The organism is Streptomyces sp. HUAS 15-9 (assembly GCF_025642155.1).
Classification (GTDB): Bacteria; Actinomycetota; Actinomycetes; order Streptomycetales; family Streptomycetaceae; genus Streptomyces.
In genome coordinates, this window is sequence record NZ_CP106798.1 from 4258436 (window position 1) to 4282590 (window position 24155).

Annotated in this window: 34 protein-coding genes, 2 tRNA genes and 2 pseudogenes; 21 read left to right on the forward strand and 17 right to left on the reverse strand. The window is 69.8% G+C overall.

Annotated elements, in window-relative coordinates; genetic code table 11:
* The first annotated feature begins 188 nt into the window (after window positions 1-188).
* Window positions 189-1478 carry an RNA-guided endonuclease InsQ/TnpB family protein gene (locus N8I87_RS19625; protein ID WP_263210446.1) on the forward strand — a complete coding sequence of 430 codons (1290 nt, stop codon included), beginning with the start codon at window positions 189-191 and terminating at the stop codon, window positions 1476-1478.
* A gap of 132 nt (window positions 1479-1610) precedes the next feature.
* On the opposite strand, the pseudogene N8I87_RS19630 reads toward N8I87_RS19625, so the two are convergent.
* The 4 genes and pseudogenes from N8I87_RS19630 to N8I87_RS19645 form a co-directional block, all read right to left on the reverse strand.
* A pseudogene (locus N8I87_RS19630) lies at window positions 1611-1865 on the reverse strand (HGxxPAAW family protein); the annotation flags it as partial.
* A gap of 47 nt (window positions 1866-1912) precedes the next feature.
* Window positions 1913-1985 (reverse strand) — tRNA-Arg (locus tag N8I87_RS19635).
* A 441-nt stretch (window positions 1986-2426) separates the two neighbouring features.
* Complete coding sequence (locus N8I87_RS19640) at window positions 2427-2636, reverse strand: helix-turn-helix transcriptional regulator (protein WP_263210447.1); 210 nt, start codon at window positions 2634-2636, stop codon at window positions 2427-2429.
* A 53-nt stretch (window positions 2637-2689) separates the two neighbouring features.
* Window positions 2690-2917, reverse strand: a complete 228-nt coding sequence (locus N8I87_RS19645) for a hypothetical protein (RefSeq protein WP_263210449.1) — start codon at window positions 2915-2917, stop codon at window positions 2690-2692.
* A 210-nt stretch (window positions 2918-3127) separates the two neighbouring features.
* Here N8I87_RS19645 and N8I87_RS19650 point away from each other — a divergent pair, with 210 nt between their 5' ends.
* The 13 genes from N8I87_RS19650 (at window position 3128) to cutA (ending at window position 10940) form a co-directional block, all read left to right on the forward strand.
* Window positions 3128-3610, forward strand: a complete 483-nt coding sequence (locus tag N8I87_RS19650) for a hypothetical protein (protein WP_263210450.1) — start codon at window positions 3128-3130, stop codon at window positions 3608-3610.
* Entirely contained in the window at window positions 3610-4134 is a 525-nt protein-coding gene (locus tag N8I87_RS19655) for a hypothetical protein (RefSeq protein ID WP_263210452.1), read from the forward strand. The genes N8I87_RS19650 and N8I87_RS19655 overlap by 1 nt, the downstream gene beginning before the upstream one ends.
* Entirely contained in the window at window positions 4131-4484 is a 354-nt protein-coding gene (locus N8I87_RS19660; RefSeq protein ID WP_263210453.1) for a hypothetical protein, read from the forward strand. The genes N8I87_RS19655 and N8I87_RS19660 overlap by 4 nt, the downstream gene beginning before the upstream one ends.
* The gene (locus N8I87_RS19665) at window positions 4481-4858 is read left to right on the forward strand and encodes a DUF6907 domain-containing protein (RefSeq protein WP_263210455.1); all 378 of its coding nucleotides are present in this window, start codon (window positions 4481-4483) and stop codon (window positions 4856-4858) included. The genes N8I87_RS19660 and N8I87_RS19665 overlap by 4 nt, the downstream gene beginning before the upstream one ends.
* Before the next feature lie 190 nt (window positions 4859-5048).
* Window positions 5049-6179 (forward strand): hypothetical protein, encoded by a 1131-nt coding sequence (locus N8I87_RS19670; RefSeq protein WP_263210456.1) that lies wholly within the window; start codon window positions 5049-5051, stop codon window positions 6177-6179.
* Complete coding sequence (locus N8I87_RS19675; protein WP_263216987.1) at window positions 6176-6352, forward strand: hypothetical protein; 177 nt, start codon at window positions 6176-6178, stop codon at window positions 6350-6352. Before N8I87_RS19670 ends, N8I87_RS19675 begins: the two co-directional genes overlap by 4 nt.
* Complete coding sequence (locus N8I87_RS19680) at window positions 6349-6660, forward strand: hypothetical protein (RefSeq protein WP_263210457.1); 312 nt, start codon at window positions 6349-6351, stop codon at window positions 6658-6660. The genes N8I87_RS19675 and N8I87_RS19680 overlap by 4 nt, the downstream gene beginning before the upstream one ends.
* Window position 6661: 1 nt before the next feature.
* Window positions 6662-6823 (forward strand): hypothetical protein, encoded by a 162-nt coding sequence (locus N8I87_RS19685; protein WP_263210458.1) that lies wholly within the window; start codon window positions 6662-6664, stop codon window positions 6821-6823.
* Window positions 6823-7017 (forward strand): hypothetical protein, encoded by a 195-nt coding sequence (locus tag N8I87_RS19690; RefSeq protein ID WP_263210459.1) that lies wholly within the window; start codon window positions 6823-6825, stop codon window positions 7015-7017. Before N8I87_RS19685 ends, N8I87_RS19690 begins: the two co-directional genes overlap by 1 nt.
* 86 nt (window positions 7018-7103) lie before the next feature.
* On the forward strand, window positions 7104-9182 hold the full coding sequence (locus N8I87_RS19695) for a cell division protein FtsK (protein WP_263210460.1): 2079 nt from the start codon (window positions 7104-7106) through the stop codon (window positions 9180-9182).
* A 439-nt stretch (window positions 9183-9621) separates the two neighbouring features.
* Window positions 9622-9999 (forward strand): hypothetical protein, encoded by a 378-nt coding sequence (locus N8I87_RS19700; protein ID WP_263210461.1) that lies wholly within the window; start codon window positions 9622-9624, stop codon window positions 9997-9999.
* Between the two features lie 233 nt (window positions 10000-10232).
* The gene (locus tag N8I87_RS19705) at window positions 10233-10535 is read left to right on the forward strand and encodes a hypothetical protein (RefSeq protein WP_263210463.1); all 303 of its coding nucleotides are present in this window, start codon (window positions 10233-10235) and stop codon (window positions 10533-10535) included.
* Between the two features lie 78 nt (window positions 10536-10613).
* Window positions 10614-10940, forward strand: coding sequence for a divalent-cation tolerance protein CutA (gene cutA, locus N8I87_RS19710; RefSeq protein WP_263210464.1), 327 nt, complete (start codon window positions 10614-10616; stop codon window positions 10938-10940).
* A gap of 1 nt (window position 10941) precedes the next feature.
* On the opposite strand, the gene N8I87_RS19715 is transcribed toward cutA, so the two are convergent.
* On the reverse strand, window positions 10942-12231 hold the full coding sequence (locus N8I87_RS19715; protein WP_263210466.1) for an NsdA family TPR-like regulatory protein: 1290 nt from the start codon (window positions 12229-12231) through the stop codon (window positions 10942-10944).
* Between the two features lie 172 nt (window positions 12232-12403).
* Between N8I87_RS19715 and N8I87_RS19720 the strand changes: the two genes are divergently transcribed.
* From N8I87_RS19720 to N8I87_RS19730, 3 genes are read left to right on the forward strand one after another with little or no spacing between them, the layout of a single operon-like run.
* The gene (locus tag N8I87_RS19720) at window positions 12404-12607 is read left to right on the forward strand and encodes a hypothetical protein (RefSeq protein WP_263210467.1); all 204 of its coding nucleotides are present in this window, start codon (window positions 12404-12406) and stop codon (window positions 12605-12607) included.
* Window positions 12604-12822 (forward strand): hypothetical protein, encoded by a 219-nt coding sequence (locus N8I87_RS19725; protein ID WP_263210468.1) that lies wholly within the window; start codon window positions 12604-12606, stop codon window positions 12820-12822. Before N8I87_RS19720 ends, N8I87_RS19725 begins: the two co-directional genes overlap by 4 nt.
* Window positions 12819-13031 carry a hypothetical protein gene (locus tag N8I87_RS19730; protein ID WP_263210470.1) on the forward strand — a complete coding sequence of 71 codons (213 nt, stop codon included), beginning with the start codon at window positions 12819-12821 and terminating at the stop codon, window positions 13029-13031. The genes N8I87_RS19725 and N8I87_RS19730 overlap by 4 nt, the downstream gene beginning before the upstream one ends.
* A 339-nt stretch (window positions 13032-13370) precedes the next feature.
* Here N8I87_RS19730 and N8I87_RS19735 read toward each other — a convergent pair whose 3' ends face one another.
* The 11 genes from N8I87_RS19735 to N8I87_RS44385 form a co-directional block, all read right to left on the reverse strand.
* The gene (locus N8I87_RS19735) at window positions 13371-13997 is read right to left on the reverse strand and encodes a hypothetical protein (protein ID WP_263210471.1); all 627 of its coding nucleotides are present in this window, start codon (window positions 13995-13997) and stop codon (window positions 13371-13373) included.
* A 339-nt stretch (window positions 13998-14336) separates the two neighbouring features.
* Window positions 14337-14498, reverse strand: coding sequence for a hypothetical protein (locus N8I87_RS19740; protein ID WP_263210473.1), 162 nt, complete (start codon window positions 14496-14498; stop codon window positions 14337-14339).
* Entirely contained in the window at window positions 14495-14716 is a 222-nt protein-coding gene (locus tag N8I87_RS19745; protein WP_263210474.1) for a hypothetical protein, read from the reverse strand. The genes N8I87_RS19740 and N8I87_RS19745 overlap by 4 nt, the downstream gene beginning before the upstream one ends.
* On the reverse strand, window positions 14716-15288 hold the full coding sequence (locus tag N8I87_RS19750) for an HGGxSTG domain-containing protein (RefSeq protein WP_317633480.1): 573 nt from the start codon (window positions 15286-15288) through the stop codon (window positions 14716-14718). Before N8I87_RS19750 ends, N8I87_RS19745 begins: the two co-directional genes overlap by 1 nt.
* Window positions 15285-15524 (reverse strand): hypothetical protein, encoded by a 240-nt coding sequence (locus N8I87_RS19755; RefSeq protein ID WP_263210478.1) that lies wholly within the window; start codon window positions 15522-15524, stop codon window positions 15285-15287. The genes N8I87_RS19750 and N8I87_RS19755 overlap by 4 nt, the downstream gene beginning before the upstream one ends.
* Window positions 15521-15769 carry a hypothetical protein gene (locus tag N8I87_RS19760; protein ID WP_263210480.1) on the reverse strand — a complete coding sequence of 83 codons (249 nt, stop codon included), beginning with the start codon at window positions 15767-15769 and terminating at the stop codon, window positions 15521-15523. The genes N8I87_RS19755 and N8I87_RS19760 overlap by 4 nt, the downstream gene beginning before the upstream one ends.
* The gene (locus N8I87_RS19765) at window positions 15766-16035 is read right to left on the reverse strand and encodes a DUF6253 family protein (RefSeq protein ID WP_263210481.1); all 270 of its coding nucleotides are present in this window, start codon (window positions 16033-16035) and stop codon (window positions 15766-15768) included. Before N8I87_RS19765 ends, N8I87_RS19760 begins: the two co-directional genes overlap by 4 nt.
* A 254-nt stretch (window positions 16036-16289) precedes the next feature.
* Window positions 16290-18089 (reverse strand): hypothetical protein, encoded by a 1800-nt coding sequence (locus N8I87_RS19770; protein WP_263210483.1) that lies wholly within the window; start codon window positions 18087-18089, stop codon window positions 16290-16292.
* Window positions 18090-18478: 389 nt separating this feature from the next.
* Window positions 18479-18760, reverse strand: a complete 282-nt coding sequence (locus tag N8I87_RS19775) for a hypothetical protein (RefSeq protein ID WP_263210484.1) — start codon at window positions 18758-18760, stop codon at window positions 18479-18481.
* Between the two features lie 320 nt (window positions 18761-19080).
* The gene (locus N8I87_RS19780) at window positions 19081-19440 is read right to left on the reverse strand and encodes a helix-turn-helix domain-containing protein (RefSeq protein ID WP_263210485.1); all 360 of its coding nucleotides are present in this window, start codon (window positions 19438-19440) and stop codon (window positions 19081-19083) included.
* Window positions 19437-19673 (reverse strand): helix-turn-helix domain-containing protein, encoded by a 237-nt coding sequence (locus tag N8I87_RS44385; RefSeq protein ID WP_411577254.1) that lies wholly within the window; start codon window positions 19671-19673, stop codon window positions 19437-19439. The genes N8I87_RS19780 and N8I87_RS44385 overlap by 4 nt, the downstream gene beginning before the upstream one ends.
* A gap of 38 nt (window positions 19674-19711) precedes the next feature.
* Between N8I87_RS44385 and N8I87_RS19785 the strand changes: the two genes are divergently transcribed.
* Window positions 19712-20629 (forward strand): hypothetical protein, encoded by a 918-nt coding sequence (locus N8I87_RS19785; RefSeq protein ID WP_263210486.1) that lies wholly within the window; start codon window positions 19712-19714, stop codon window positions 20627-20629.
* A gap of 3 nt (window positions 20630-20632) precedes the next feature.
* Window positions 20633-22141 carry a site-specific integrase gene (locus N8I87_RS19790; RefSeq protein ID WP_263210487.1) on the forward strand — a complete coding sequence of 503 codons (1509 nt, stop codon included), beginning with the start codon at window positions 20633-20635 and terminating at the stop codon, window positions 22139-22141.
* 63 nt (window positions 22142-22204) lie between these two features.
* On the opposite strand, the gene N8I87_RS19795 is transcribed toward N8I87_RS19790, so the two are convergent.
* Window positions 22205-22295: transfer RNA gene (locus tag N8I87_RS19795), tRNA-Ser, on the reverse strand.
* A 225-nt stretch (window positions 22296-22520) separates the two neighbouring features.
* On the opposite strand from N8I87_RS19795, the gene N8I87_RS19800 reads away from it, so the two are divergent.
* Window positions 22521-22961 carry an SSI family serine proteinase inhibitor gene (locus tag N8I87_RS19800; protein ID WP_263210488.1) on the forward strand — a complete coding sequence of 147 codons (441 nt, stop codon included), beginning with the start codon at window positions 22521-22523 and terminating at the stop codon, window positions 22959-22961.
* A 252-nt stretch (window positions 22962-23213) separates the two neighbouring features.
* Window positions 23214-23939, forward strand: a pseudogene (locus N8I87_RS44390) (PAS domain S-box protein); the annotation flags it as partial.
* Between the last annotated feature and the right edge of the window lie 216 nt (window positions 23940-24155).

Sequence of the window (24155 nt, forward strand, 5' to 3'; positions counted from 1 at the left end):
CGAATCGCCGCCTGGGCGATTCGGCGTTTTGGGAGAGACGGTGCCGAGCGCGGCCTCAGGCCGGTGAACTCATCTGGGAGGCGGGGGACCACCGGTGGGTCTTCGCCTTGGCGGTCGGCTGGGCGTGCAGGCCGTCGGGTATGCGAAACCATGCACGTGTTCACACGGTGTGTTGTTAGTGTGACGCCATGTCACGTTTCCGTATGTACCCGACGAGCGAGCAGGCGGGCATCATGCTCGGACACTGCGCGCACGCCCGGTATGTGTGGAACCTGGCTGTCGAGCAGCACTCGCACTGGTACAAGGGCCGCGGGGCGGCGCCCGGTTTCGCCGAGCAGTGCCGCCAGCTCACCGAGGCCCGGCGCGAGTGCGCGTGGCTCGGTGAGGGCAACGCGGATGTGCAGCAGCAGGCGCTGAAGGACTTCGCCCAGGCCAAGAACGCCAGGTTCACCTCCGGGTCCGGTGAGCCGACCTGGCGTAGGAAGCATGTGCACGAGGGCTTCCGCGTCATCGGCACCGACCGGGTGGCGGAGTTCGAGGCGGACGGCTCGCCGAAGCTGAACACGAGGACCGGCAGGCAGGTCATGGGCCGGTCCGTTGTGGTGCGGAAGATCAACCGCCGGTGGGCTCAGGTCAAGGTGCCCGGCTGCGGCTGGGTCCGCTTCCGGCTCACCCGTGCCGAACTGCCGAAGGCGAAGACCTTCCGGGTCACCTTCAAGAACGGCCAGTGGCACATCGCGTTCGCGGTCGTCCCCGTGCCGATCGGCCCGCCCGGCACGGGTGAGGTCATCGGCATCGACCGGGGTGTGAAGATCACCGCCGCGCTGTCGGACGGCCGGAAGCTGAACTGTCCGCAGCTCAACGTCAAGGAGCGGGCCCAGATCCGTAAGCACCAGCGCCGCGCCGCCCGCGCGCCCAGGGGCAGCGAGCGCAAGAGAGCTGAGTACGCCAAGGCTGCCAAGCTCAAGGCGCGTGAGGCAGGTCGGCGCAAGGACTGGTGCGAAAAGACCTCAACGATGCTCGCCCGGACCTACGACGTGATCCGCTTTGAGAAGCTGAACATCACGAACATGGCCGCCTCCGCGAAGGGGACGGTCGACCAGCCCGGCACGAACGTCAGGGCCAAGGCCGGACTGAACCGGGCGATCCTCGCCCAAGGCTGGGGCCTGCTGAGGCAGCGCACCGAGCACAAGGCACCAGGCCGGGTCGAGGACGTACCCGCACCCTTCACGTCCCTGCGGTGCAGCGCCTGCGGATGGATCGAGAAGAAGTCGCGCAAGAGCCAAGCCGACTTCGTCTGCGTGTCCTGCGGGTTCACCTGCAACGCCGATGAGAACGCAGCGAACAACGTCGCGGCAGGACAGGGCGGGATTCCCCGCCCCCGGCGAGCAGCCGGTGCCGGAGGGACAACAACGGCCGCGGGCCGCTCGAGTGTCCGTGAACCTCAACCCACCCGGGTTGGAATCCCCCTCTTTTAAGAGGGGGAGGATGTCAACACGGAAGCTAGGGATCTGCGTACGACTCCCCCGCATAGAAGGTATGTACACCCAAAAGATGACAGAGGGATCGATTCTTCCCCTCTTCCCACCCGTGTGTACGCCCCGACCAGATCAACCCCCGGCCTCTGCCGAAACCGGCTCCGGATCACCGCCCGTGGACGCAGGCCGGACAACAGCCGTCGTCCGCCGTCCCCGCCCCGCCAGTCGGCAGCCGACGCAGCCGGGGTGACCCTCCCGTGCGCTCGTGTCGCGTATCAGCATCCCCCACTCCGCCCTCGGGCGGCGTCCCGGCGGCTTGCCCCAGCCGGTGAGGTGGAGGTACCAGGTGACAAGGACGCCGGCGGCGATCGGCGCCAGGCCCCCGGCGGGAAATGCCAGAGGCCCCGGAGTGATCCGGGGCCTCTGGCATGTTGCGCACTCGGCAGGATTCGAACCTGCAACCTTCTGATCCGTAGTCAGATGCTCTATCCGTTAAGCTACGAGTGCCTGTTTTTTGTTTTTCTGTCTCCGGTCCCGGCCCTTCCGGCCCGCTCGCGGCGACAGGAAGAACATTACATGACTGCCGCCGTCATGTGAAATCCATTAGCCGCACCCCTTGTGACCTGCGGAAACGCCAGAAACGCCAGGACCGGTTGGGGACGCTGGGAGCGCCGGGAACGCCGGGAACGCCGAAGCCCCGGTCCGTGGGGACCGGGGCTTCGGTGATCGAGCGCGGAGGCGGAGGGATTTGAACCCTCGATGGGCTTTAAGGCCCAAACCGCATTAGCAGTGTGTTGCCTGTCGTATGGGGACGAAGGTTCACGACTGCCCCAGACGCTCCGCCGCAGGTCAGGGCCGCATTGCCGTCCGGCGTGGTTGACCCTCGTCGGAACGCGTACGGGCCTCTTGGTGCCAGCGCGGTGCCAGCACGGAGGCTGTGCGAGCAGCTCAGTGCAGGTCGGTTCGCGTGCCCTGTCCGAGGCGTTGGAACCTGATGATCGTGGCGGGTCGCCAGACGGGCGAGCGCCCGAAGGTCTTGTCAGGCGCGGGCAGTTCGCCGCGCCCTCGGGAGCGGTACGCCCTGATCGTCTGCTCGTTCACGCCCCAGTGTTCGGCGACCTCGGCGATGGTCCAGTAGTCGGCGTTCGGGTCGGCCATGAGGTACCCCCTGTCCGGAACTTTGGCCGTTCGATGTTGACAAGGTGTACGGCTCAGGCGTCCCCAGGCGCGTCGCCGGGGGCCGGGTTCTCCGCGCCGGCCAGCACGATGCGCCGCACCTGCTGGCGCGTGTACCCCGTCGCCTCACAGATGTCCTTCTGGGGAACGTCGTCCGCGTCCGCCTGCCGGATCGCCACTGCGAGCTCCTGCCGCAGGATCTCCGTCCGCCGCTCGGCATCCCTGAAGCGCTGCGCCATCTGCGCCAGTGATCGCTTATCCATGGCACATAGTGTTCCATCCGTCGTCACGGAACCTGATGTTACGCAGATTGGCCATGTTGTCCAGCGTCAGAACGCTTGACGATGGAACACGATGTTCCCTAGAGTGGAGGTGTCGGAAGGGAAACCGGACGACAAACGCAAGCGGCCCCCGGCGGTGTTGGAGCACCGACCGAGGGCCTACGGAACCACCTGCAGTAACAGGGAGAACCGATGCTCAACCTTCTCATGGCCCCCCGCACCGGTCGTACGGTGCGCGGCCTAATCGGCTCGCTGGTCGAGTCCGCGGCCGACGCCATCCGGTCCATCGCCCCCGCCATCGAGCAGGCCGGCGAGACCGCCATCGCCCCCGACCCGGCCGACGTCTACACCGACGACGACATGCCCGAGGCCGAGACCATCGAGGCCGCCGCCCGCGAGTACGAGCGCGCCGCCGACCAGGCCCGCCGCGCCGACCGCGGCAAGCGTGCCGCGAAGAAGATCCTCGACAAGCTGCCCGCCGGCATCTACGGCACGTGGCGGGTGTTCCGCACCCCGTCGTCCCGGCAGACCCCGGACCTCGCCGCCATCACCGCCACCTACAAGCGGCTCGGCCTCGGGCCGGTCCCGATGAAGCCCTGCGCCCCGTCCCTGAAGGTCGAGCTGGTCGAGGTCGCCCCGGCCGCCGACGAGATCCTGGTGGGGGTGGCTGTCTGATGGACGTCACCACCAACACGCTGCCCGCCGTCCCCACGCCCGCCAAGCCCGCCGGCATTGAACTGGCGGAGGGCGTCACCCTCGACCAGCTGCTCGCCGCACTGCCCGGCGCTGTCGACCAGGCGATGCGGACCGCCCTCCCTGGCCACTACTCGCAAGAGGTCGCAGAGCGGATCGCCGCCGAGATGATCGCCAGTCTCCGCCAGTCCCGGCAGGACACACCCTCCGCGTGCCCCGTGTACCGCGACTGCGAGGACCGGGACCCGGGCCACTACGACCACTACAACCACCGGCTCCGAGTGACCGGCGAGGACGGCAGCACCATCCTCGACGCCGGCATGGCCGCCCTCTCCGGCGACGACACCCGTCCCGTGGTCTACCTGCGCAACGAGGACTTCGCCGACGCGGCCGCGGCCCACGCGAAGACGGCCGAGCTTCGGCAGCTGCTCGACCAGGTGGACGCGATGGCCGACCGGGTCTTCGCCGACCACAAGGCCAGCCGCGCGCAAGGCGGCGCCCGATGACCGAGACCACCGCGGCGCCCAGCACTCAGCTGGGCGCCCTGCCCCCGGCAGCCGTCAACCTGCTCGCCGCCCTCGTCGAAGCCCTCGACATCCCCCACCCCGCCTGCATGGGCGGGCAGGCCGAACACGACCGCATCCTCAACGAGCGAGTCATGTACGCCCGGCTCGCGCTCCGCAGCGTCCTCGCCGGCAACACCCTCGGCATCGAGTGGGACACCAACTACCTGCGCGAGCGGCTCGCCGAGCACCCGCCCACCACGTACGTCACCCACGAGCAGGCGCAGGCCGCGCTCGCCGAGGGCAAGACCTGGACCGAGGCCGTCACCCTCCCCGCCGAGGACGACCGGTGACCGCGCCCCGGACCGTCACGGTCCACACCCTCGACCACGGCACCCTCGACATCCGCTGCCCCGACTGGTGCACCGGCCACGAGGACACCCCGCAGTACCGCGTCGACGTCGTCCACGTCGGACCCGACGAGCCGCTCACACTGCCCACCCGGCGCGGCCCGATCACCAACCTGGCCACCGCCCTGGAAGTCCGGCCGTTCGCCTCCGAGACGTTCCTGCGGACGCCGTTCGTCAACGTCGAGATCAGCGGCGACTGGTACCCCACCGGGCTGGCCGGCCTGGAAGCGATGGCCGACGTCCTCGCCGAGCAGGCCGAGCAGCTGCGCGAGCGCGCCCGCCGCCTGGCCTTACTGCTGCACGAGGGCCGCCGATGAGCTCCCGCTGGCCCGTACGTCGGCCGACCGAGCACGCCGCCTTACGCGCGGTGTGCCGGTCGGCCCGGCCCCTTCCCCCTGTCCCCGCCTTGATGGCTGCGCTGCTCGAAGCGAACGAACGCCGCGACCGCGAGGCCGTGACCCTGTGCGCCCACCGTGTCGTGCGCGCCGCCACCCCGGAGGTCGGCGAATGAACACCAGAGAACTGACCCGCGGGCAGGCCGTCGTACTCGGCGCGGCCGCCGTCGCCATGGTCGCCGTCGGAGGCTTCGGCGCCTGGGGCACCTACAGCAACGCCGTGTCCGCCTTCCACCGGCAGGCGACCGCGGCCGGCGTCGTCGCCGCCGGAGAGGGCCTCACACTCATCCTCGCCCTCATCATGCTCGGACGGACGATGCTCAACATGCCGTCACCCGCCGTGGTCCGGGGCGGCATGTGGCTCGCCCCACTGTCCGCGAGCGCCATCGGCGTGGCCATCGCCAGCGACATCCGCGAAGCCGCCGTGTACGCGGTCACCCCGCTCGCCATGTCCGGCGCCGCCGAGGGCCTCGGCCTCATCGCCCGGAGCATCGTCGTCTACCGCACCGGCATCGACGCCGAGGTGGTACGCCGCAACGCGGACGCCGCCCGGCAACTCGCCTTCAACCGGGCCGTCGCCGACGGCCACCCCGACGACCGCAAGAAGAAGGCCGCAGTCCGCCGCTACTGGCGCCTCGCCCGGTACGTGGGTGTGGGTGACGCCGAGCTCGGCGCCGGCCTGGTCGACGTGCAGCGCGTCCGCGTCCGCGAGGGAGCTGATGCGGCCCTCGCATCCATGTACGGCGCGGCCTATGAGACTGTCAGCCCGGCAGTCTCAAACCCGCCCCGGGCGGCGTCCGCGACGGAGGTGCTGCGCGCCCGCTTCGCCGGCATGGACCCGGCCGACGCCATCCGGTTCGCACACGATGCGCGACCTGATGCGCCCCCGGCCGAACTCGCCGCGATCCTCGGCACCTACGACGTCCACGTCGACCCGGTAGCGGTCGCCCTGGTCCTCGGCGAGCAGCCCCCGGAGTACACGGTCGAGCGCCCTGATGCGGCCGCGCATCAACAGGTCAGCCCGCCTATCGGCGAGTTGGAGCCGGTCACGTTGGAGGCCGCGGTGATCGAGGCCGCATCAGCCCTGGGACCGGATGCGAAACCGCGGGAGATCGTCGAGCACGTCGAGCGTCACCGGCGCCTGGTGGTCACAGAGCCCTACGTGCGCACCGCCCTGTCTAGGGCGGCGAAGAAGACCGAGCCGGTCTCTCCGGCCAATCCCATGGAAGGCGGATACGCGTGATGCGCTGGCTCATCCTCGGCGCCCTGCTCGGGTTGCTCCTGCTGTACCCGTCCCTCCTCGCCGCCGTGCTCACGATCGCCGTGGCGCTTCTGTCCAAGCCCCTCGTCGTCGCGTTCGCCGCCGGCCTCGCGGCCCGCCCGTACCTGCCCCGGATCCGGAGGTGGGCACGATGAGCGACGCCCTGGACAAGGCCGCCCGCGAGGCGGTCGAGGCCGCCGACAACTCGGAGATGGTCCGGAGCATCGCCGCGATCCTCGCCGCGCAGCAGCTGCTCAACCAGCAGCAGGCGCCGGCCTACCAGCAGCAGCCCGCCAAGTCCGAGTTCGACGCCAAGAAGTGGGTCGTCATCGGCGGCGTGGTCGTCTCCGTCGGCCTGGTCGGCGCCCTGTTCGCCGTGGCCATCGCCATCGGGGCGACCTGCGCGACGGCCTGCCTGCTCATCCTGCGCTCGATGTGGCGCGACTACCTGAAGGGGAAGTGACATGCAGCACCGGATCTGGGTCGAGCCCGAGCACCGCGGCGGCGGCCGCTACACGTTCAACTGGTACTGCACCTGCCAGGCCAAGGGCTACGGGCACCGCAGCCGAGGCCTTGCTCAGAACGAGGCGAACGCCCACCTGAAGCGCGAGGGAGGCCGCTCCTGATGGCCGGGCAGCCCCTCAGCAAGACCGGGCCGCTCACCGCGGCCGAGACCGCCCGCGTGATCCTCCTCGGACACCGCGCCCTCACAGCGAAGAACCCTCGGAAGGCAAGGCAGTTCGAGGCGCAGGCGGACCGGATCATCGCCGCCGCTGAAGCCCGCGAGGCAGAGCGGGCCAAGACCCGACGCAAGAAGTAGCGCCACGGGGCGGCCGCATCCCGGCCAAGGCATCGCCGGCCGCCCCGTGCCTCCCGTCCCTCAGCAAGAGACAAGGAACCACCAGCATGACGGACACCCTGGTACCCGCCAACGCCGACGCCATAGAGGCCGCGGCCACCGAGCCGGAAACTCCGCCCCCGCCCATCCCCGTCGACAACCCCAAGCTCCCCGACCCGGGCGTCACCACCGAGAAGCGCCGCCCGATCATCGCCCCGTGGCTCCGCTCCCGCCGCGACCTGCTCGCCACCGTCGAACGCGCCGCAGGCCACGCCTGGTACGCCACCGCCTACCACGGACTGCGCGCCCCCTGGTACGCCCTGCAGCTCGGCATGATGGCGCCGCGCGGCACCGCCCGCCTGGTCACCTCGACGAATCGGTGGGTATGGGACCGCGAAGCCGCCCCGCTCCGGGACTTCGCCGTGCGCGCCGAGGACGTCGAGGAATACATGCGCCTCGCCCGGCTGCGCGCCGGCCGCGTCCGACTGCGCGGCCTGGTCACCGTGGTGGCCTGCGTGTTCGGCCTCGGCTTCGCCCTGTGGCTGTACGTCCTGGCACCCGCCTACCTGTACGTGTTCGCGGCCGGCGGGGTCCTCACCCTCGGATACTTCGGCCAGCAGCCCGACGCCCCGGTCATCGGCCCGGCCGTCATGCGCACCGAGCTGCAGAAACTCACCGGCACGATCGTGCTCCGCGCCCTCGACTCCATCGGCAACCCGAAGATCACGGCCGCCATCAAGAAAGGCGGCGACATGAACGGCATGCGCTTCACCTCGGAGATCACCCGCGACGGCCCCGGCTACCGGGCCGACCTCGACCTCCCGTATGGCGTCGTCCCCGAGGACGTCATGGAGGAGCGCCAGGCCCTCGCCTCCGGCCTGCGCCGCAAGCTCGGCTGCGTATGGCCGTCCGGCGACCCCGACGAACACGAGGGCCGGCTGATCCTGTGGGTGGGCGACAAGCCCATGAACGAGACCACGAAGCCCCCGTGGCCGCTGCTGAAGGACGGGGAGGTGGACCTGTTCAAGCCGGTCGTCTTCGGCAACGACCAGCGCATGCGGGACATCGTCGTCTGCCTGATGTTCGTCTCGGTCGTCATCGGCTCCGTCCCGCGTATGGGCAAGACGTTCCTGCTCCGCCTGCTGCTGCTCATCGCCGCCCTCGACCCGCGCGCCTGGATCCTCGGGTTCGACTTCAAGGGCACCGGCGACCTCGGCCCCCTCGAACCGGTCTGCCACCGCTACCGCTCCGGCGAGGAAGACGAGGACCTGGAGTACGTCCTGCACGCCATGCGAGAGCTGAAAGAGGAACTGCGCCGCCGCGCGAAGGTGATCCGTCACCTGCCCAAGTCCCGCTGCCCAGAATCCAAGGTCACGCCCGCGCTGGCCAACGACAAGAGCCTCGGCCTGCACCCGATCGTCGTCGGCTTCGACGAATGCCAAGTCCCGTTCGAGCATGAGAAGTACGGCGCCGAGCTCGAGAGCATCTGCACGGACATCGCCAAGCGCGGCCCCGCGCTGGGCATCATCGGGATCTTCGCCACACAGCGTCCGGACGCCAAGAGCCTGCCGCCCGGCATCTCAGCGAACGCCATCCTCAGGTTCTGCCTGAAGGTGATGAACCACCAGGCCAATGACATGGTGCTCGGCACCGGCGCGTACAAGGCCGGCATCCGCGCCACCATGTTCAGCCGCTCCGACCGCGGCATTTGCTGGATGTCCGGAGAGGGCGACGACCCGGTCATCGCCGCGTCCGCGTTCGTCGACGGCCCGGCCGCCGAGGGCGTCGTAGCCCGCGCCCGCCAGCTGCGCGAGGCCTACGGCAACGTGACCGGGCACGCGATCGGGCAGGGCCCGTCCGAGAGCCGCGGCATGGATGTTCTCGGCGACGTGCTGAAGGTGTTCCGCGGCGACGAGGAGCAGCTGTGGTGCGAGCGGATCGCCGCCCGCCTGGCGGAGTCCTGGCCGGACGTGTACGGCGAGTGGACGACCGCGAAGGTGGCCCCCGGGCTGAAGCCGTGGGGCGTGGCCACCGCGGACGTGTGGGCCGCCAGTGAGGACGGCAAGGGCACCACGAAGCGCGGCATCAAACGCGCCGACGTCGCCGCCGCCGTCACCCGGCGTGACGCGGATCGGCTTGCAGCCTGACGCTCGTACGGCTGCTAGGCCTAGCACCACGCCCTGCTAGGCCTAGCACCTCTGCTAGCACCGAAACACGGCCCTGACCTGTTACCTAGCGGCTAGCAGCAGGGGCCCCGGGAAACGGGAAACACCCTGGATTCGAGGGGGAGAGACACCTATGTGGGTTGCGATGGCTGGCCTGCTGCTCTGGCTCGGCGGTTACGCAGTGTTGTGCGCGGTGAAGCCGTTCGCGCCGTGCCGGAAGTGCTCGGGCACCGGGGAGGTGGAGCGGTTCCGGAAGGTGCGGACGTGCCCGCGGTGCCGTGGCCGCAGGCTCCGGCTGCGTGTCGGTCGGCGCGCGCACAACGCGTGGCGCAGAACCCACCAGGCCGGCGCCCGCTGACGCATCAGCCGCGCTGCTGAAGGGCAGCGTCCAACGGCATCATCGACACGAAGGAGACACCACATGCCCCAGAAGCCTGCCGTTCCCTACGGTCACGTCACTGTGCCCGCCGACGTCTTGGCGACAGCCCTGTACGGCCTCGGACAGTACGAGGCCGCCGCGATCGAGCACAGGGGTGACGGGCTGCGCCCCAGCACCAAGGTGTGCGACGCGGTTGCGTGGCTGTGGGAGAACGGGCACCAGCGCGAGGTCACGAACGTGATCGGTACGGTCTGCGCCATTCTCCGCGGCCGCCCGGTGCCGGGTGGCGTCGGCCGGATCACGCACACGGCCGTGATTGACGCGTTCGGTGTGGAGCTCGCCGAGCTCGGTATGACGCCGGAGGGTGGGTGGGCGCCGGTCGCTGAGCATCTCGCCCGTGAGGTCCCGCGCGGCTTCTGACCGCCGTTGTCAGACCCTGCGAGTAGCGTGACGAGAAAGAGCCCCCAGAGGCGGTGTGACGGCCGCGCTGGGGGCTTTCGTACGTCCAGGGCCTCGGCCCCGTCGAGGAGCGGGTAGCCTTACGGGCTGACGCACCGTGGCCCCCTGTACACGGCGCCTCGAAACACGGCACGGACAGGGACCGGCTTCCGCCTGGTGGCTGGTCACCTCTGCCCTTGAAGGGGAACCGTCCAATGCCGCGTCACGAATCATCCGAGGCAGCATCCTTCCGCGCAGCCGACGAGGCCGCCGAACTCGAAGTCGTCCGGGTCCTGCGCCTGTACGCCGACGACCAGCGCTCGAACCTCGAATGCGCCACCATCCTGTGTGCCACGCACAACCAGCTCGTCACGGCCCACGGTGCGCAGGGCGCCAAGACCCTGCTGATCCAACTGGCAACGGCGGCCGGGACCCTGGCTCAGCTCTACGCGGCCGCGGCGGGCGTCAGCCCAGAGGCGCTGCTGGACACGCTGACCCTCAGCATGCGTCCCGAGTAGCGATCCACGACCGGCCCCTGCCTCGGTCCTCGAGGACGGGGGCCTTTCGTGTTTCTGGAGGGTCGGTAACCTCGCGGCATGTCTGACTACCTGAACGTCTCCACTGCCACCGAGACCCGCGACCAGGCCGTCGACCTCGCCCGCACCGCCGTCGCCGAACGGCTCGCTGCCGGAGCACAGATCATCGGCCCCGTCACCTCCGCGTTCTGGCACGACGGCGCATTCGGCACCGGCGAGGAATGGCAACTCCTGCTGAAGACCACCCGCGCCCGCTACCCCGAACTGGAAGCCCACATCCTCAAGCACCACCCGTGGCAGAACCCGGAGATTGCTGCCGTGGCGATCGAGACCGGGTCGAAGGGCTGCCTCGACTGGATCGCCGCGAACACCACCCTCGCCGACTAGTTCAGGCGCGGGCCTGCTCCAGGACGTCGGCGACCGCGGGCAGCGCCTGGTGCGCGCCGAGCCTCTGAAGAACCGGGGCCAGCCGCTCCCGTGGCCGTACCGACGCCACCCCCGACGACAGGTCGAGTGCGCGGCCCGTGACCGTGGCCGCCTGCTCGACCTCCCCCGCGGTCAGGTAGGAGTCGGCCAGCCACGACATGTACAGCGCCTTGTCCCGCGCATGCGAGTCGGCATACCGGGCGAGCGCCGATTCGAGGACCGGCACAGCCCTCAGCGGACGGCGCAACTCGGTCCAGCACCGGCCGGACATGATCTGCAACTCGGTCTCGTCGACCCACGCCGCCCAGTCCGGTTGCGGCGTGCCGTCGACCTCGGCGAGCGCCTGGTGCGCGGCCTCCAGGGCGCGCTCGGTCTCGTCAGCCTGCCCGGCGACGGCATGCGCCCACGCGAGCCGCTCGTACAGCAGCGCCCGCACCCCGGGTGCAGCATCCGGGCCGGCCGTGGCGCACGACCGGGCGGCCGTCTGCACGGCGTCCTGCCGTTCCTCCCGGTCGCCCCGCAGGCCCTGATAGGCCAGGAAGGCGAGCGCGTTCCCGGCGAGCGCTGTATCCCCCGCATCCGCTGCGGCTGTGCGGCTCGCCTCGTACAGGCCGCGCGCCTCGGCGTGTCGGCCGCCGTCGAACGCCGCCCACCCGGCTTGCTGCGCCTGCTCGGCGAGCACCGACAGCAGGCCGCGGCCCGTGTCCTGCGTGTACGAGTGGTGGCGCAGCAACGCCCGGGTGGCCTGGTACTCGCCGAGGTAGGTGCGGTAGGTGTCGCCGCCGCCGAGGACGTCGTCGAGGCGCCGCAGCCGGGCCGTGCGCTGCCGTAACTTCTCGGGGAGGTCGCTGCCGACCTGCCCGCCGGTCGAGGGCCGGGAGAGTTCGGGGAGACCGACGGCGAGGCTCGCGGCCGCAGAGGTCTTGAGGAACTCCCGGCGAGGAGCAGCGCCGTCTGACGGTGTCTCCCACGGCCGCGGGGCGAGACCCACCATGCGGCCGGGGATACGGAACGCGTCGACGATACGGACGATCTTCTCGAACGTCGTCACCTTGCCGTTGCCCTTGGCCAGCGTCCCCACCCGCTCCGGCTTGATGCCGCACTCGGCAGCGATCAGCGAGTAGCTGATGCCCGCCTCGGCACGGGCGACGTGGAAGACGGTGCCGAAGTCGTGGGTGGCGAGCGCGGCCCGTACGTCGGGGCGCTCAAGCAGCTCTCGGGGAAGCACGGTTGGCGGCATGTGACCGGTCATGAGGTGCCCCGTCGCGCTTGGTGATGGCGTGGTCTGACGCGAGAGTACCCATCGTGGGTACCCCTCGGCGGGAAGTCAGGAGCCGTCTACGCCCGCAAGGTTGAGGCGTTCTGACCCCGGCGGCCGCTGTGAGCGGCCCCGGGCGTGGCCAACGCTTTCAGGGAGCGTCGACATGGCGGAGACTACGCGGCCAGCGCCCGCCGCGAACAGCCCCACCGGCTACGGCTGGTGTGCGTGGCACCAGGGGCACGCGCGGGGTGTGCGGCTCATCAATGTGACCGACCAGGGCAGCGGCGCGGCAACGGCAGGGAAGCGTTTCGCGTGCCGATCCTGCCGCGAGGCCTATGACCTGGTGCCGCTCGCCGACCGGCCGTGACCGCGCTGCCGTCCGCCCTCGACCTGACCCGCGCCCAGTACTCGGGATGGGCCTGCGTGCGGTGTCACGCGTCGCTGCAGAACGGCGCCGTACCGGCGGGCCGGGCCCGCGGCAGCATCGGCGCCCACGCCCTCGACGTCGACGTCTACCAGTGCAAGCCCGGCCATGGCTGCAACCAGCCCCGCGGCACCAGGAAAGCAGGAGGAACCACGTGACCCCGTCCGACAAGCCCCGCACCGGCACCGGCCAGGCGCGCAACGAGCAGGCCTCCCTCGCGGCCGGGCGGGCGGCCGGCTACTGCTGGGAGCGGAACCCTGATGGGCCAGGCCGCTGCACCCGGGCGCCGCACGCGGACGGCGAGCACGTCGACTACTACAACGGCCGCCAGCAGATCACGGACGTCCACGGCTACACGTGGTCGTAGAGACTCCCGTACCCGGCGCGACGGTGTGCCGGGGCCGGGTTCAGGCCCCGGCCGGCACCCCCCGTTGCTGGCCGGGGCCGCTTCATGTCCCGCGGAAGGGTCCCCGCGAGTGCCAACCCGGGCTTCCCGCCGCGCTTACGGCGGCTCATCGGCCCCACCGCCCCACCGAAGCCGTCACTGGCTCCAGGAGCGCCGCTAGGACCCCGCCAGGCTGCCGGTCCCGGGCCGCCTGCCCGGCCACCTCAACCGCCGCGCACCGCAGGAATCCCCGCCAGACCGCCATGGCCGTACCGTCATCGCTCGGGCCACCGGAGCCGTACTCCTCGGCGTAGGGCGCGGTCACCGCTCGGCCGCCTTCGCCAGCAGCTCGTCCTGAGCCGCCCGATCCGCCAACCCAGCCACCTGCCGCCACCGCGCAACCGGATGCCGCGGATCCCGCGCAGCCACCGCCGACCGCGCGACCGCCGCGAGCAACGACGGCGCATCCGCCGGCCGCCAGGTCTCGCCACCGAGGTGGACGACACCGCCGGTCGTCCCGCCGTCCTCACCGCCCTCACCAGCCGACAGCCCCCGCGCCTTCAAACCGGCCGCCGTCTCACGCACCACAGCCCCGTATGCAGCCGTCGCAGCGAGCAGCCGAGCCGCCGCCCGCTCCGCCTCCACCAGCGCGCTCACAGCCTCGTCACGAGCCGCCTCCAGCCGCTGGGTGACCGCCTTGCGCTCCTTCTCCGGGAACCCGGCCTCGGCCGCCTCACGCGCCCGCCCCGCAGCCTGCTCACGCGCGAACTGGCCCTGCAGGAACCGGTACCGGTCACGAGCCGCATACGCCGCCGCACGGGCCGCCCGCAACTCCGTCACCGCCTGCTCGGAACCGGCGCCCTCATGATGCACCTCGGCTACGTCAAGCGCGGACTCCGCCTGCTCCACCGCTGCCCGGGCCTCGCTAATCTGTTGTTCGGTAACCACAATCCGTCTCCCTCGACTGACGGCCCACATTCACACGCAGGCCCGGTCACATAGCTGCATTCAGTTTACGCGCCACCACCTGCGAAAACACCGAACTGGGGTAAGCTGAACACGGTCGCGTTCATAGCGAGAAGGCCCGTCCTCAGTCTCCCGAGGACGGGCCTTCACCTTGTACGAACTCAACAATCAGATGGCCCTAGCCGTCACCGCGGCCGCCACCGTGCGCAAGATTCAACGCCCAACAGCCCACACCAGCCGCCACCAAACCCGCCGCAGGATGCACCAGCCACAACCCCGCAGCCACCAACACCGCCCTAGCCGCGTCCACCAACACGCTTTTCACCACCGCTCCACCCAATCCCCCGTGGCCAGCGCCTCGGCAACCTCCGTGATCTCCTCCTCGTCCAGGACGTCGAGCAGCGCGAAAATCTCCGCACCCAACTCGCGGGCCTCCGGCGTGCCCTCCTCCAACCATCCCGCCGCCACCCCGAACGCCCTCACCGCAGACACCCACCCTCAACACCGACGATCCGATACGTCAGCACCGAGTCCCCGCCGACCAGGCTCAGCCGGTACACATCCCCGTCCTGCCGCTCCCGCGCCCGCCACCCGCCGATATCCCACAACAGCTCCCCGAACTCCGCAGCCTCCGCAGCCGCACTCCGCTCACCCGGCCGACCATGCTCCACCCAGTCCGCCGCCGTCCTGAAGATGTCCATCACGCCACGCTCCTCAAGTGCTGTGCAGCCGCACGCCGCGCCTGCTCCGCCTGCTCACCGCTGATCCCGGCCGCCTCCATCGCCGCGTTGATCGCCGCGACAACAACATCCGCCTGCTTCTCCGTCACCGCGACGAGCCGCTCGTCGATGCCGAGCCGGGCAATCGCCGCCAGGACGTTCACCGCCCTGTCCATGGCGCGTTCGTAGATCAGGACCTCGGCGCGGAGTTGCTCGGTGCCGTTCGCCGCCCGATAGCGAATCGACTCCAACTCGTTGACGAGCTGCGCCGTCGCCCGCTGCCACGCCAACACCTCACCCGCAAGCCGCAACAACTGCGCCAGCGGATCCTCGACCGGCGCGACGCCGAGCTCGGCGAGCAGCGAACGAGCCTGCCCCTCGACCTGCCGACGCTCAGCAGCAGCACGAGCCTGAGGCGAAGCACCCCCATGCTTCCGACACACCGCCTGACCCCGCATCGGCCGGTTCCTGCACGGCTCACCGTTGCTGCGGCGGGCTGAGCAGCGCGGACCCGTGGATGGGTCTGACCGCAGGGGACCCATGGATTCGGTCATTGCGGTGTCCCTTCGTCGTCCTGGTCGTGCTGCTCGTCGTCCTGGCGGTCGTCCTCGTCGGCTCCGTGGCGCTGTTCAGCGAGCCGGCGCAGCTTGTTCGCGTGCCGTCGGGCCAGGCCAACCCGACGGGCGGCGGCGAGGCTTTCACGCCGCTCCCTCGCGGCCTGGACCTTGATGCGCGCTGCGGCGATACGGGCCTGCACCGCCTGCTCCACGGCGCTGGTCGACTCGGTCACGACGACCTCCGCTTGGCCATGGCCTCGGTGAAGGCCCGGAGGAGTTCGGGCTCGTGGGCCTTGACCCATTCGGCGATGGCACGCTCGGCGCCGGAGTCGATGGCGCAGCTGCCCTGCGCCGTGAGTTCTATCCAGTCGAGGACGGCGGTCCGCACGCCAGCTTTGATGCGGTCAGGGTGCGTCTCCAGCCATTCGGCGACGGCTTCCTTCGCCCCAGCCTTGATGGCCTCGTAGTCGGTGGTCATGAGGTCTCCGATCGGATCGGGCGGGGGAGGCGGTACTGGGCAAGGCTGAACACCGCCCATTCGTCCTCGGTCATGTACCGGTGGAAGTTGGGAATGTTGCTCGCGATGGCGGTCCTGCCCTGCCCGTTGACGTACTGGCCAGTGAGGAGGCCGTCGTCGCCGACGGTCCACGCGATCAGCGGGCGATGGTGGTAGGTGGTGCGGCCGTCCGGGTCAAGGCCCGTGAAGACGGCGACATGGCCGGCGGCGGAGATCAGGTCAGGCATGGGGGCTCCGTTCAGGCTGCGGTGTGGGTTGCTTCTGAGGACACTTCTCGCGGCTAGGACACCCAGGACACCCCTTGACCTGCGTAGGACAGGAAAGGACAGGTGTCCTGGCCCCCCTCTCGCGCGTCACGCGAAAGAGATTTGATGTCCCTTTTCTCTCGTTACGTACACATGTGGAGAGGTGAAGTCTTGGAGTCACACAGGGGGACCAGGACAGGTGTCCTACGTGTCCTGGACCCCCGCATGGGCCGGAGCTAGGCCACTGCATGGACCCACCAGTCCCCGTCTTCCTCGACGGTGCGCAGGACCCCCTTGGCGACGCCCCGTTCAATCACGCTCGGGAGTTCGCCGCGGTACCGGGAATGGAACCTCTGGACCAGGTCGGTCCGGCTCATCCGGCCGCCAGTACTCGCGAGGTGGTCGAGAACCTTCCTCAGGCGGGCCTCACGCTTCATCGCGGCCGCGTCGAGGGCGTCGTCCTTGCGGGTTGCGAGCTCGATCTCCGCGTCTGCTGCGGCCCTGCGAGCGGCGGCAGCTTCCCGCTCCGCCAAACTGACGAGGTCGTCCCGGACCGCGCACGACGTGGCCCACAGCATCCCGGCGAGATGCCAGTCGTCCATCGTCATGTGGAACCGGCCGTCGATGACCGCGAGCAGGGCCGCGAACTTCATCTTCATGACGGGCTCGTGGCCGTTCAGTTCGTCGTCATCAATGCCGCCCGTACGAACCGCACGCAGCCGCTTCTGCCGCATCTCTGCCGCCACCGCATCCGGAACCCGGAACGAGACCGGGCCGGCGTCGTCGTGGGAGGCATCAAGGCCCGGGATGGCGATTGCGCCGGGGTGCCTGACCATTTCGTCGGAGATCGTCACATCCCGCGCCCACAGCCACAGGAAGCGTTGCGGCGTGCCCGTGCCGGCGTCCTTCAGGAGGGTCGTGGCGATTGACGGTTGGAGGCCGACGAGGACGCCCATTGCGTATGACATGGGCGCCACGTACCGCTTGCGTTCCTGCGTCGCGTTCGTCTGCCCCAGGGCCTCGCCCATGGCGGCCCGGCGGATCGTCTCGCCGAGAGTGGAGCCGCCGCGTTCCTCGATGTCGCCGATGGACTTGCCTTCGTCGACGTAGACGAACGCGTTGTGGTGGATCTGCTTGCGGATCGCCACCATGACGGGGTCGCCCTTATGGGGACCCTTCTGGTGCACCTCCCCGGTCGGCTCTTCGACGGAGCCCATGAAGATCTCTGTGAGGCCTTCACCAGAACCGATCGGAAGTGCGTCGCGCTCCTGTAGGCGGTCTGGCGTCAGGAATGCCTCTCGCGCAGCCCGGGCGGACTGGCTTTTCCCGGCGGACGGGCCGCCGACCATTGCAACCGGAAGGTTCAGGGACGCACGCCCCATGGGGCTCTCTGCGGTGAACGTGTGGGGGATGGCACCCGACACGCGGGCCATGATCGCGCCGAGTGTCGTGTCCGCGGGCAGCAGCTTCGAGTGGGCCAGGCGCCGGACGCTCTTCAGGGACTCTCGGGAGTCCCAGAATTCCAGCGGCAGTTGGGTCGGCGGGATCTCCGGCTGATCGGCCGTCCGTTCGGACGGCGCGTCCACCGGGACCAGGTCGTCAAGCGTTCCGCCAGCCGCGAAGTGGTCGGTGATGTCCTTCGCCCGGTCGGAGACGAGAACGCGGTAGCCGATCCCGTGACGATCGAGGGAAGCGGCGACAGTCTCGGCGTGGGTCAGCCCGGTCTCGTCGTTGTCGGCGATCACGGTGACCTCGCCCGCGCCCTTGAGTCGCTGGGTGTAGTCGTCCGCCCAACCCATGCCGCTACCGCCGGGCATCGTGGTAGCGGTGATGCCCATGGCTACGAGGGTCTCGACGTCCTTCTCGCCCTCGACGACGGCGACGAGTTCACTGGCCTGCGCAGCCTTGACGACGTCCGGCAGCCGGTAGAGGACACGGCGGATACCGGACGTGCCGAAGTAGCCATCAGCGCTGATCTGCTGGAAAGTCTTCTTCTGGCCGGGAATCTCGATCCGGACGACCTCGAACAGGAGCACGCCGTTCTCGTCGCAGTACGGGTAGCTTGCGGTCTCACCGCGAAGAGGCCTCTTGGCCTTCGTCCGGATCCGCGGGGTCTTCGGCGGGGAAGGCTTCGGTCGTGGACGGGGCGGCACCGCGGAAGACCCCTGACCGCGCTCGCGCGGCTCGTCGTACAGATCTGCCACAGTCCATCCGATCGCGGTCAGGTACTGGTCGTCGCCGTCGCACTTGTGACAGTGGATGTCGACCTTCCCGTCCCCGCGTCGCACGGACACGGTGTCGGGTGCGTCGCCGTCGTGGCACCGTCCACGGGTGCGGAAGCTGTCGCCTCGGTCCATGCGGATCGGCTCGCCGAGGTCGCGCAGGTCGTCGCGGAGTCTCTCGATGGCGGTGTAGGTGACGGTCGTCATGCGGCACCGCCGAAGTCGTCGGTGTTGATGGTGTCCTCGGCCTTGTTCTTCGCGACCTTGTCTGCGAGGGCGAGGAGGTCGGCGATCCAGTTGCGAGCGCATGCGCGGACAGCGCGTGGGGAGGGCTGCTCGTCGAGATGCGCACGGATGCTGTCGAGGACAAGCACCCGCCGCGCGCGTTCGCGGTGGTACTGCGCGAGCATCCGCTCACGCTCGTGCATGTCGGATTCCCCGGCCGCCGTGGCGACCAGGGTTCCGAGAGCGGGGCGGCGGGTCACACGGCCCTCGTCAGGCGGAGCGCGCGCAGTTCGGCGCGGACCCGGAGGCGGCTTTCCATGAGCCGGTGCTCACGACCAAGCGTCGACGTCCCCGACCCCCGCCGGGCGTTGGCGCCGCGCGGCCGGTAGCCGTGCCGCTTATGCCCGCTGCGCTTCTTCGGCGGGGGCTGGTGTGCGATGCTTTCCACAGGTGTGGTCCGTTCTGTGAGTGCGAATGCCCTGGGTCGCTGTGGAGGCGATGAGCCCGGGGCTTCGCTGTTGGACGGGTTCTGCGCTGAGGCCCTGCTGCTGGCGCTGGAATCGCCGACAGCAGGGCCATCTCATGCGCCCCGGAGGGGGCGGATCGCCGCCGATTCCCCAACCCTGCAACCGCATTGAGACTGCGGTTCGTTGGCCGTGGCCTGCGGGTATTCGGTGTGGTGGCACTGTGCTGGCACTGCCGGGATTCCGTGGGGAGCGGGCTCGGTGGAGGCTTCCGGCGCGTACAGAAGTGCGATCAGGTCGCGCGTCGGGATCTTGATCTTCCGGCCGAGGGTGAGGACGCGGGTTGCGGTCCACTCGCCGCGGCGTATCTGCGCGTACACGGTGTCCTTGTTGACGCCGAAGATCGACGCCACTGTGGGGACGTCCGTGGTCGGGCCGAGCGCCTCGACTGCCTCGCGCGTCCAGACGCCGGTCACGCCGCACCCCGCATGGTGCGGATGGCGGACACGTAGCGGTCGAGCATCGCGCCCTGCGGGGTGCGAGTGCCGGCCTCCCAGTGACTGACGGCCTGGCGGGTGACTCCGATTGCCTCGGCGAGCTCCCCCTGTGAGAGACCCGCGGCCTTACGAATCGCTCGTCGCTCCGCAGGGGACGGAAGGTCCTGGCGCAGGCGCAGACGAGCACGAACGCGAAGCGCTGTGGCTGTCATGTGGCCAGCTTGGCAGACCTGGCCACACCAGGTCAACCATGTCAGCAGAGGTGGTGTGCCACGTCTGCCGGGCTGGTGTGTTGACCTACTGTTGCGCTTGCTGCGATGCTCGCCAGGTGACGAAATCCGAGACCCCCACGCCCTCCGACAACCCGGATGAGGTCCTCATCACGGCGAATGTCGACCGCGGCGCCGCCATCAGCCAGGCCGAAGGCGTGGTCGCCACCTTCCAATGCCGCCCCCGAAGCGATGAGTGGGCGGTAGCGGGAGACGTCACCCGGAACGCGCAGGGGCTGGTGATCTCCCGCCTCGAACTCATCTCCAAGGACTTGTCCGGGAGCGGCGTCACTGGCGGCCTGCTGCGCCGGATCCAAGTCAGCGACATCCTTCACGTCGCCCGCGCCCATGTCGCGCTGGCCGTCCACAGCGAGACGGACGGCCCTACCTTCCCCGAGGCTTCGAGTAAGTCCCGGAGCGGCGGCCGCGGTGCCCTCAGTGACGAGCTCCTCCGAAGCGTTGCGGTCGCCTACCTTGCGGAGACAGCTCCCGGTCGCCCGGCCGGTGCCGTGAAGCGCATGGCGCAGGAGTTTGACCGCCCGGAAGAGACCGTGCGTTCGTGGATCGCCCGGGCCCGTAAGGCTGGCTGGCTCGGACCGAGCGTCAAGGGCCGCGCCGGCGCCGAGCCCGGACCGCGCTTGCGCGACCTGAGTCCGGAGGAGTTCGGGCGGATCTTCCAGGAGGGGTACGAGACGCCTCCGCAGAACGTCGCCGACCTCGCTGCCGGTTTCGAGTCGATGTCACCAGAGCGCCAGCGTGCGGCCTCGGTGGCGTGGTTCGGGCCGGAGCGACAGGCGGAGAACAACCGCGCTGCCCTCGCATGGGAGCGCCAGGAACAGGGCCGTCGTGCGAAGCACCAGGAGCAGGGTGCCGCCGACGAGGAGCCAGAGGGGGACTGATAAGTGAAGCCGTACAAGGCGTGCTCATGTCGAGACTCGGAGACGAAACGGCTACTCGGCAAGAAGTGCCCTGACCTCAGCAAGAAGGGACACGGCGGCTGGTACGCCCGCTACGAGGCACCCAAGTCCGCCGACGGGAAACGCCGTCAACCGCGCGTCGGTCCGTTCCCCACGGAACGGGAGTGCAAGGCCGAGCTGGGCAAGGTGCTCGGCACGGCCGCCAGTCCGAAGGCGCACGACGAGCGCAAGACCACGTTCGGCGAGTACCTCGAACGCCGCTACACCTGGCGCGTCTCCGAGGCGGAGACCGGCGAGGGCCTGAAGAAGTCCACGCTGGACGCCGAGCGCGAGGCCATCGACCTGTACGGGAATCCCGGACTCGGGCACATCAAGGTCGTCGACCTCACCGACGAGCACTTCCGCGAGCTGTACGCGGCCATGCGGAAGCTGAACCGGCCGGAGGAGCAGGGCGACCGGTCGGAGATCCTGCGGCGCCTGAAGGACGCCCGGGCCACCCGGGATGGCCGGCGGCTGCACTCCCGTCCGATCTCCGAGGGCCGCATCCGCCGCGTTCACGCGGTCCTGCATGGCGCCATGACGGACGCCGTGAAGCTGTCGAAGATCCGGCCGGACAACCCGACTGACGGGGTCTGGCGGTCGAAGGGTGGGAAGCGGAAGCAGGGCCGCGCGAAGCCCCTGCTGTGGACGGCCGAACGCGTCGAGGCGTGGGAGAAGACCGGGAACGTCCCGGCGAAGGTCATGGTGTGGACGAGCGACCAGTGCGGCGCGTTCCTCGACTTCGCCGAGGCCAGCGAGGAACGGCTGTATCCGGCGTTCCACCTCGATGCGTACTACGGGCCTCGCCGCGGCGAGCTGGTCGGCGCGGAGGAGAAAGACCTCAGCCTCGGCCGCCGGCGCCTGCACGTTCTGCAGGCGCAGTCGGACGACGAGCTGGACGACACGAAGACCGAGGCTGGGTATCGGCAGATCCCCCTCGACGACGAGACCGTGCGCGTGCTGAAGGCCTGGCACAAGCAGAAGCTGCGCGAGCGTCTGGCGTGGGGCGAGGCCTACCAGGACGCGGGGCGGGTGTTCTGCTACGAGGACGGGACCGCGCTGAAGGCGGAGTACCTGTCGAGCCGCTTCCGGATCCTGATCGAGCGGTACGCCAACATCCGCGCGAAGGCTGCCGAGGATTGGCCGGCGGAGCGGATCGCACGGAAGTTCCGCACGACCCTGGCGGCCGTCGAGGTGGCGCTTCGGATGCCGCTCCCGCCCATCCGCTTCCATGACCTACGTCACGGTGCGGCGACGATGCTGATCGCCGCCGGGGTGGACGACAAGTTCGTGTCAGAGGTCCTCGGGCACGCCTCGGTGGCCTTCACGAAGGACGTGTACGCGGTCGTCGCCGACGAGCTGGCCGACGACGCCACCCGCCGGATCGCGACCTTCATCCCGCGCCAGAACCGGCTTTCAGCGGTTGGTGCCAACACCGTGCCATCAGGGGGCTAAAAGTGGCTCTGAAGACGACTCAGGGAGCCCAGCCGCTACGGGCCGAACTCCCTGGTCAAGGTGCGGAGGCGGAGGGATTTGAACCCTCGATGGGCTTTAAGGCCCAAACCGCATTAGCAGTGCGGCGCCATAGACCGGACTAGGCGACGCCTCCCACACAACCTCCCACGCGAGCGCGCGAGTGGTGCGTGCAGATGATGACACAGTCGAGCGTGCTGTCACCAATCGCCCCCTACGGTACTAGGCACTCGGGCCACAGGGCAAAGCCCTTCTCCCCGGTGGGGCGGGTGCGCAACGTCCGGGGGCCACGGGCGTTGATCAGGGCATGTTGCCGGTCTTCTCCCGAGCCGTTCTGGCCTCCGTGACGTCCGTGGCGTCCATGGCTTCCGCGGCCTCCGTCGTCTCCGTCGCCGCCGTCCCCGCCGTGGCCCTGCCCGCCGTCTCCGTCTCCGCGCCCCCGCCCGTTCGGGCCGAGGATCGGCCGGCCGGGGTCGGTGACCGGCTGACCGTCATCGTCCGGCACGCGGGTGCCGGGCGGAACGGGACGTACGTGGTGTCCTGTCATCCCGCCGTCGGCAGTCACCCGGACGTGGCCGGCGCGTGCCGGGCCGTGGACCGGAGCACCCGGTGGGGCCGCGAGGCCTTCGCGCCGGTGGCGCCGGGCAGCGTCTGCACGATGGTCTACGGCGGCCCGGCCACCGCCCATGTCACCGGGACCTGGGCCGGACGCCCGGTCGACGCGACGTACGACCGCAGCAACGGCTGCGAGATCGCACGGTGGAACCGCATGGTGCCGCTCCTGCCGGACATCCGTTCGTAGGAGTCACCCGGCGTTCACGGTCGACAGTCATTTCATGGCGGAATCCCAGGTCCCCCAGAAGTCCCGCGAAGGTCTTGGGCGGCCGGAGCACGTGGTCACACGTTCCCCCTCACTTCCGCGTGCGACCTCCCTCTCATCCGGCGTCACTAGCGCAATCGCTGCCCTTAGACTCCCTCGCGTGACACGTTGCGGGCCGGTTGGCAAGATGGCCCGAGCGGTCGGCTAGGTGCGGTAACAGGGAGGAAGCGTCTCGTGAGCAGCAGGCCATCCCGAGGCGCTGCTCGCCTCGCAGCCATACTCGACGCGCTTCCCGACGCGTTGGTACTGGTCAACGCCAATGGGACGGTCGTCAACGCGAACACGATCGCGCTGGAGGCGTTCGAGACTCCGGGTACGGCTCTGGTCGGGCGCGGGCTGCTGGATCTGCTGCCCCAGTTCGACTCCAAGCTGATCCCGGGCTCGATGAGGCGGCCCGACCACATGGACCCGCGCGGGCGGACCAAGCCGACGCGGATGATCGCCCGGCGGACCGACGGCACCGAGTTCCCGGTCGAGGTCACCAGCGCGAACCTGGAGAACGGGCAGCAGGCGTACGACGGTTACGGCTACACCGGCGACGAGCTGCTGATGCTCGTCGTACGCGATCTGTCCGGAACCGTCGACACCGAGGCCGAGCTCGCCCGTTCGCAGCGGCAGACCGAGATGATCCTGCGGGCCGCGTCCGAGGGCGTCGTCGGCACGGACACCGACGGGCGGATCGTCCTCGTCAACCCGGCCGCCGCCCAGATACTGGGTTACCGGGCCGGTGAGCTCGGCGGCAAGGAGCTGCACACCCTCGTCCTGCACTCCCGCGCCGACGGCTCGCCCTTCCCGTACGAGGAGTCCCCGCTCGCCGACACCCTGCGCTCCGGACGCAAGCACCGAGTGCGCGGCCAGGTGCTGTACGCCAAGAGCGGCGACAAGGTCTCGGTCGACCTGACGACCGCGCCCGTGCGCGACGGCGACCAGCTCGTCGGCGCCGTGATGACCTTCACCGACCGGCGGCCCTACGACACCCTGGCCGACGAGAAGGCGGCGCAGGAGAAGGCGCACGCCGAGGAGCGGGAGCGGCTCTCCGAGGAGCACGCCTCCGACCTCACCGCGCTGCGCCAGAAGCACGTGACCGAGCTCGAAGGGCTGCGCGAGCAGCACGCG